The sequence below is a fragment of the Microcoleus sp. S28C3 genome (assembly GCF_036700785.1).
GTDB classification, from domain to species: domain Bacteria; phylum Cyanobacteriota; class Cyanobacteriia; order Cyanobacteriales; family Microcoleaceae; genus Microcoleus; species Microcoleus asticus.
Genome location: NZ_JAUBPO010000194.1, coordinates 1 through 6,328, shown reverse-complemented (window position 1 = coordinate 6,328; position 6,328 = coordinate 1). Strand labels below are relative to the sequence as shown.

At 43.9% G+C, this 6,328-nt stretch carries 5 protein-coding genes and 1 pseudogene; 2 read left to right on the top strand and 4 right to left on the bottom strand.

Features of this window, described 5'->3' with window-relative positions; all coding sequences use genetic code 11:
• Positions 1-151: 151 nt before the first annotated feature.
• Together pcrA and QUA13_RS31035 are read right to left on the bottom strand one after the other, a co-directional pair.
• A complete protein-coding gene (gene pcrA, locus QUA13_RS31040; RefSeq protein ID WP_333204759.1) occupies positions 152-2,518 on the bottom strand; it encodes a DNA helicase PcrA in 2,367 nt (788 codons plus the stop codon).
• 208 nt (positions 2,519-2,726) lie between these two features.
• Entirely contained in the window at positions 2,727-3,110 is a 384-nt protein-coding gene (locus QUA13_RS31035; RefSeq protein WP_333204757.1) for a YkvA family protein, read from the bottom strand.
• A 142-nt stretch (positions 3,111-3,252) separates the two neighbouring features.
• Between QUA13_RS31035 and QUA13_RS31030 the strand changes: the two genes are divergently transcribed.
• Entirely contained in the window at positions 3,253-3,996 is a 744-nt protein-coding gene (locus QUA13_RS31030) for an SIMPL domain-containing protein (protein WP_333193148.1), read from the top strand.
• 268 nt (positions 3,997-4,264) lie between these two features.
• On the opposite strand, the pseudogene QUA13_RS31025 reads toward QUA13_RS31030, so the two are convergent.
• Positions 4,265-4,414: pseudogene (locus QUA13_RS31025) on the bottom strand (transposase); the annotation flags it as partial.
• A gap of 99 nt (positions 4,415-4,513) precedes the next feature.
• Here QUA13_RS31025 and QUA13_RS31020 point away from each other — a divergent pair.
• Complete coding sequence (locus tag QUA13_RS31020; protein ID WP_333204755.1) at positions 4,514-4,759, top strand: Uma2 family endonuclease; 246 nt, start codon at positions 4,514-4,516, stop codon at positions 4,757-4,759.
• 148 nt (positions 4,760-4,907) lie between these two features.
• Here the strand turns inward: QUA13_RS31020 and QUA13_RS31015 are convergent, their stop codons facing one another.
• Entirely contained in the window at positions 4,908-6,185 is a 1,278-nt protein-coding gene (locus QUA13_RS31015) for a hypothetical protein (RefSeq protein WP_333204754.1), read from the bottom strand.
• Positions 6,186-6,328: the final 143 nt, after the last annotated feature.

Here is a 6,328-nt window from a genome sequence, read left to right as displayed (position 1 = left end):
GAATCTCTCTCTAAATTCACCATAATTTCTACTCAGCTCCTTCTGAGTAAATTTGTGCTTAGTCTAAACTCCAGTTGCAATATACTTTGCGAATGGAGGTAATCTTGTTTATTGAAGCGGTTTCAACCGCCGCAAACTCTGATATTTTCACTTACACTCGCTGCAACTTAGCTGTTCTCGGATCGATGATTTTTCTGCCCAAACCCGAAAACTTAATTGCCAGATTAGTTTTGTCGCCCGCCCCTAAAACGTGCGTAATTTCTCCAACTCCAAAAGCATGATGAAAAACCCGATCGCCCGTTTGCCAATCCGCCGATTGTCCATTGTTTCCCGGTTGAGAACTGCCGGCATTAGCTGCGGAATTATTAGTTTTTCCCTTAGATGCAGCCGTTTTCCCCGCTGGAGTTTTCTTCGCACTTCCAGCCAGCAAATGTGTCGGCAATTCTCCTAAGAATAGCGAAGGGGTGCAGTGTTCCCGGAAACCTCCCCAAAGGCGGCGTTCGCGAGTGTGGGTGAGAAATAGCAATTCCTGGGCGCGAGTGATGCCGACGTAGCACAAACGGCGTTCTTCTTCGATCGCTTTCGGGTCGTCCAAACTGCGGAAATTCGGAAATAAACCCTGTTCCATTCCGACTAAAAATACCACGGGAAATTCTAGCCCTTTTGCGGAGTGCAGGGTCATCAGCGACACGCGGGAATCTTCTTCCTGCAAGTCATCTAAATCGGATGCTAAAGATGCTTTTGCTAAAAATGATGTCAGCGTCGGTTCTTCGTTTTGTTCTTCAAATTGCAGCACAGCATTGTACAATTCTCTGACGTTTTCTATGCGGTTTTCTGCTTCCTCGGTTCCTTGGTTTTTCAAATCTTCAATGTAGCCTGAATCTTGGATAATTCCTTGGACAATTTGCGAAGCCGGCAGAGTTTCAACTTGCGATTGCCAACGACCAATCATTTCGGCAAACTTAATAATAGCTTTTGCCGATCGCCCTGCGAGAGTATTGACAGAAGATTCATCGCTGAGGATTTCCCACAACGGAATGCCTAACTGAGTTGCAGCGTCTTCGATTTTGGAAAATGTGGTATCGCCAATGCCACGCCGGGGAGTATTGATGATGCGTTTGAGGCTGACGCTATCGTCTGGATTGGCTAGCGCCCGCAGGTATGCTAGGATATCTTTGATTTCTTTGCGATCGTAAAACTTCAGCCCGCCGACAATATTGTAAGGAATGTCTAAACGCATTAATGCTTCTTCAAAGGAGCGAGATTGAGCGTTTGTGCGGTAGAGAATCGCAAAGTTACTGCCCTTTTCGTATTCGGAGTTTTGGCGCTTCAAGGAATGAATTTGACCTGCTACAAATTCCGCTTCTTCTAATTCGTTGTCGGCGCGCCAGACAACAATCGGAGCTCCCGGTTCGCGAGTCGGGCGCAGAATTTTCTCGATGCGTTCGGTATTGTGTTCGATCAAGTGGTTCGCGACTTGCAGGATGTTTTCGCGCGATCGATAATTTTCCTCTAGTTTTACCATTGTCTGAGTTTTATCGTCGGACAAACTATCTCCAAAATCTTCTTGAAATTCCAGCAATATGGTATAATCTGCCATGCGAAAGCTGTAAATTGATTGATCGACATCGCCCACGACAAAAATCGAGCGGTTTTGCCATTTATCGAAGCTTTTCGGGTCGGCATTATTTGTCACCAACATCCGAATCAAATCGTATTGAGTGCGGTTAGTATCTTGGTATTCGTCAACTAAAATATGGCAAAACTTTTTATGCCAGTAACTTAATACTTCCTCGTTTTGGCTCAAAAGTTTAACGGGAACAAGGATTAAATCGTCAAAATCTAAGGCATTGTTGGCTGCTAAAGCGTCTTGGTAGCGACTGTAAACATCGGCAATCACGCGACCTCGATAATCCGGTTCTGCTGCTTGGTATTCTTGAGGCGACAACCCTTTATTTTTAGCGTTGCTGATGACATAGCGGACTTTCCGCGGGTCAAATTTCTTGTCGTCGAGGTTCAGGGTTTTTGTGACTATTTGTTTGACAAGACTTTGAGCATCTGATTCGTCAAAAATCGAAAAGTTTTTCTTCCACTGGCGGCCTTTTTCGTCTTGATATTTCTCTATATCGTAGCGGAGAATGCGGCCGCACAAAGAGTGAAAAGTCCCCATCCAAATGTGTTTGGTAATTCTCTGGTAAATTTGCGATCGCAATTTTGTCTGCACATTCGGGGCTAACTCTACCAAAGGTTTGCCATATTCCGCTTCAGCTTGCTGAGTTGCCAGCAATTTCTCAATTCTTTCTTTCATCTCCCGGGCGGCTTTATTCGTAAATGTCACCGCCAGAATATTTTCAGGATCGACTCGATGCGTGCGAACTAAGTTAGCAACTCGGTAAGTTAGAGCTCTGGTTTTGCCCGAACCAGCGCCCGCTACTACTAACAGCGGCCCGTTATAATGGGCGACTGCTTGGCGCTGAGATGGGTTGAGGTGGCTGAGGAAATCAGTAGTTTGAGTCATAGCTAGAAAGTTAGTTTATTTTTTTAAGGGGTAAATAATACTTGGTATGCGATACCGCGAGTTTTTTTAAGGTAAGGTGCGCCTAGCGCACTATATATTATAACTAGAACGGTGATTATTGAAACTTTAAATATTTTCGGGTTAAGCGAGTTGTTTAAGGTAAGGTGCGCAATGCGCACCAGACACTATAACTAGATAGGTAATTTTTTTAACGTTTAAATATTTGTTTCAGCCACAATGCAGTTAATATTCCCAATCCAATCCAAATGGCAATAATTACAGCAGCCGCAGCCCGATTTATCGGTTTTCCTCGCTGTATTTGGGCGGCTGCTTTTTGGCGACACTCGGCTAAAACCTGTGGCGGAATCATCTTCAGTACCAGCCAAATTCCCACAGGTACAATTATCAAATCGTCCAAATAACCGAGAATCGGTATGAAGTCAGGAATTAAGTCGATCGGGCTAAAAGCATAGGCAACCGTAAGGGCTGCTAAAAGTCTGGCGTACCAAGGTACTCTCTGGTCTATACTGGCTAAATAAACAGCGTAAGTCTCTTTTTTTAGTCGGCGGGCTACTTGTTTTAAGGATTGCATATAATAATGACTAATAACTAATGACTAATAACTAATGACTAATAATTTTTTTAGTTGCTAAAAATGTAACAAGCCGGATATTTAGCAATTTCAGTGAGAAGGTAAAGTATAGCATCTGTCGTATGTGAGGAGCATCAAGTTTATGAATTCAAATTTGCAACGTGGCGATCGCATTAATTTCCGCAGTCTGTTAACAGCGTTGTGTTTAACCTTAACTCTCGTCAGTTTCGCGGGATTAGATCCGGCGGCTGCTCAAGAACAGCGGATGAGAACGCTGAGTGTCACTGGGCGGGGTGTGGAAGCAATTCCGACAACCCAAACTCAAGTTGCTTTGGGGGTTGAGGTGCAGGGGAAAACGGCAGCAGAGGTGCAGCAGGAAGCGGCGAGGCGATCGTCCGCGGTGGTAGCATTGCTGCGATCGCGCCAAGTGGAAAAACTCGAAACGACTGGCATCACCCTGAACCCGACTTACAGCTACGAAAACAACCAGCAGCGCCTAACAGGGTATATTGCTACAAATACCGTCAGTTTTCGCCTTAATACTCAATCTGCTGGCACTTTGCTCGACGATGCAGTGCAAGCGGGAGCAACGCGAATTCAAGGTGTGAGCTTTGTGGCCGCCGACAGTGCGATCGAACAAGCTCAAAAACAAGCACTCAAAAAAGCAACTCAAGACGCTCAAGTGCAAGCGGATGCAGTCTTTAGCGCGCTCAACCTGAAGCGGGGAGAGATTCTGGGCATTCAAGTCAACGGTGCGAGCCCGCCGCCTCCTACTCCTATGTATCGGCAACTTGCTGGTGCTCGCGCTGCTGCTGATGCCACAACGCCAGTGGTGGGAGGAGAACAGCAGGTAGAAGCTTCTGTGACTTTGCAAATTGGATATTAAAATTAAATAGTTAGGGGTTGAACTGGCCACCTCAGCTTGACCCTAACTATTTCTCGATTTATCAAGCAGCTTTGTCTACAAAAAACTTTAGCCGTTTTAACCACTTCTGCCAGTAGTCGAGCAAGTGTTCGCGTTCCAAGACAAATATTTCCCCATCTTCGCCCGGAAGAGCCACAACAATGAAAGCATTATTTTTTTTACTTTTAGGATAAAATATTCTATATTTTTAGCTAAAATGCCATTTCAGTAAACATCGGGATTGAAAGTTTTAAAAATTTCTGAATCCATAAGCCGAACGTTTAATCAGTTTCAGCTTATTATTAATTCCCTCGACCACCCCACTGGTTTTTCTACGATAAAAGTACGCAATAATTTCATGCAGCCATCTAATAATTGTCTTCTGACTGTTTGGGAAATACTTTTGACGGGACAAAGCATTTCAATCTTTTAAAAGATATACTCGTTTAATTGTCGAGGTTTTGTCAAATGGTAATGAAGGGTTCGATGGGGCGATAAGTTGGCTGACTATCAAGAATTAGAAACGCTTCAAGAGTATGTGTTAATTAGCCAAAAACGGCAGAGGGTAGAGTGTTTTCGCCTTAATGCTGACGGCTTTTGGGTTTTGTATTCCTATAATCAAGGAAGCGAACTACACTTGGCTAGCGTAGATTTTCACACAGGTATTGATGCTATTTATGAGGATGTAATTTTTACTAAAGAAGATTCAGAAGCAGAATTTGATGAACTGCGATCTAGGGGATAAATGGAAAGTGCGATCGCACATCGGTTCAGGAAGGGCGATCGTACTTGGGGATGTGATAAAAAAAGGGCGATCGCCTAGTTAAAACTACCCGTTCAATACGCCGTTTTATTGGGTTTTGGTTGTTTGCCACGAGAACCGCTGGTTTTTTTTACAAACATTCTCTCTGGGTATCCCAAGGAATGTTGGCGAAAAAAACCCTGAGTTTCTCCAGATTTATGATAATCTCTTCAATTCGTTCTTTTGACTGGGTATCAGGTGAAGTAATTTCATGCAGATGCTTAAGAGACTGTTTACATTTTGCTTCAACTGCATCCGCACCTTTATCAAAGGCTGTGGCTGTCTCTTGCCAATACTGGTCGATTCCTCCTAAGAATTTATCAACAACACCCTGTTTTTTGAATTGTTGGTGAATTTCTTTTGCTAACCGCTTCTGCCAAGCTTCCCCAAATAAGTTCCACACCAAAGAAGCCAGTCCAGCAGCTAAACCGATCCCTAGAACTATTGGGCCACCAATCGCAGCTACGAAAGAAATTACTGTTGCCGTGCCACCACCGATACTAATACCAAGTGCTGACAAAAGACTGACTAATTTCGCTACTAAGATATAGCTGCCAAGATTGCCAAGGCCTGCTGCCCAAGCGGCTAAAGCACCATAAGTACCTAAACCTGCTATCCCACCAAGAAAAGCTCCTTTTGTATCGAAGGGAATAGATACTACTATTCCATCTTTGTTGGGAAGTTTAGGCACGGGGTATTTTTCCAGAAAAGCGTCAATCTCAGCCTTGAGTTTTTCAGAATTGACACTAATTCGACTTTCTAAATGACTTTGCAGCAGATCGACTAAATAACCGGGAGCGTATTCTTGAGCCTCTTTCTTTTTGTCGTATCTCTGGCGAATCATTTGTTCTATAAACTCTACCTCGATCTTTTTTTCCGCATAGGTCTGAAATGATTTGCGGGTATCTTTCTCTAATTCCTTAATTTGTTTGCTCACTTGACTGCGTTTTTCCCGCATTTCTCGCTGACGTTCAGGTTCATTTTTCTCCGCTTTGCCGAGCTCCTTTCGATACTCCTCTATTTTGGCAACAGTTGTTTGATATTGCTCAATCGAGTTAGCGTATTCTTGTTTTTTGTCCTTTTTGACCGCATTAATTTCGCGGTCGATACGAGAGATGACTGGTTTAGGAAGAGTCTCGCAGAGGAGTTGAGTTAAATCATCAAAAAGACGCTGACAGCGATCCGGCCTTTCTGACCAGAAAGTGAACAAACGCTTTTGCACATCTTCCTTGATAATATCCCGCTTTGTTAGCTTCCGACGAAACTCTATAGCAGTTTCATCAAGTTCTTTATACAGTCTGGCTGAAGCTTTATTGAGAATTTTGGGAAGCTCATCGTCAGGGATACTCGGATCAGCGTGTGTCGCCACAATAAAGAAATTGCCTAGCGTCGGAAAGTCGTTGCACTCATTCTCTGGGGCTGGCAACAAACGCAGTAACGGGACTTAAACAAATTTTAAGCCCAAACAAAGCCTAAACTGGCTTTATAAGCGGAGAATACGTCCCAATTTTG

What these genes read in the sequence shown, in the direction of transcription:
- pcrA (WP_333204759.1), bottom strand. Translation starts at nt 2,518, where the DNA reads ATGACTCAAACTACTGATTTCCTCAGCCACCTCAACCCATCTCAGCGC.
- QUA13_RS31035 (WP_333204757.1), bottom strand. Translation starts at nt 3,110, where the DNA reads ATGCAATCCTTAAAACAAGTAGCCCGCCGACTAAAAAAAGAGACTTAC.
- QUA13_RS31030 (WP_333193148.1), top strand. Translation starts at nt 3,253, where the DNA reads ATGAATTCAAATTTGCAACGTGGCGATCGCATTAATTTCCGCAGTCTG.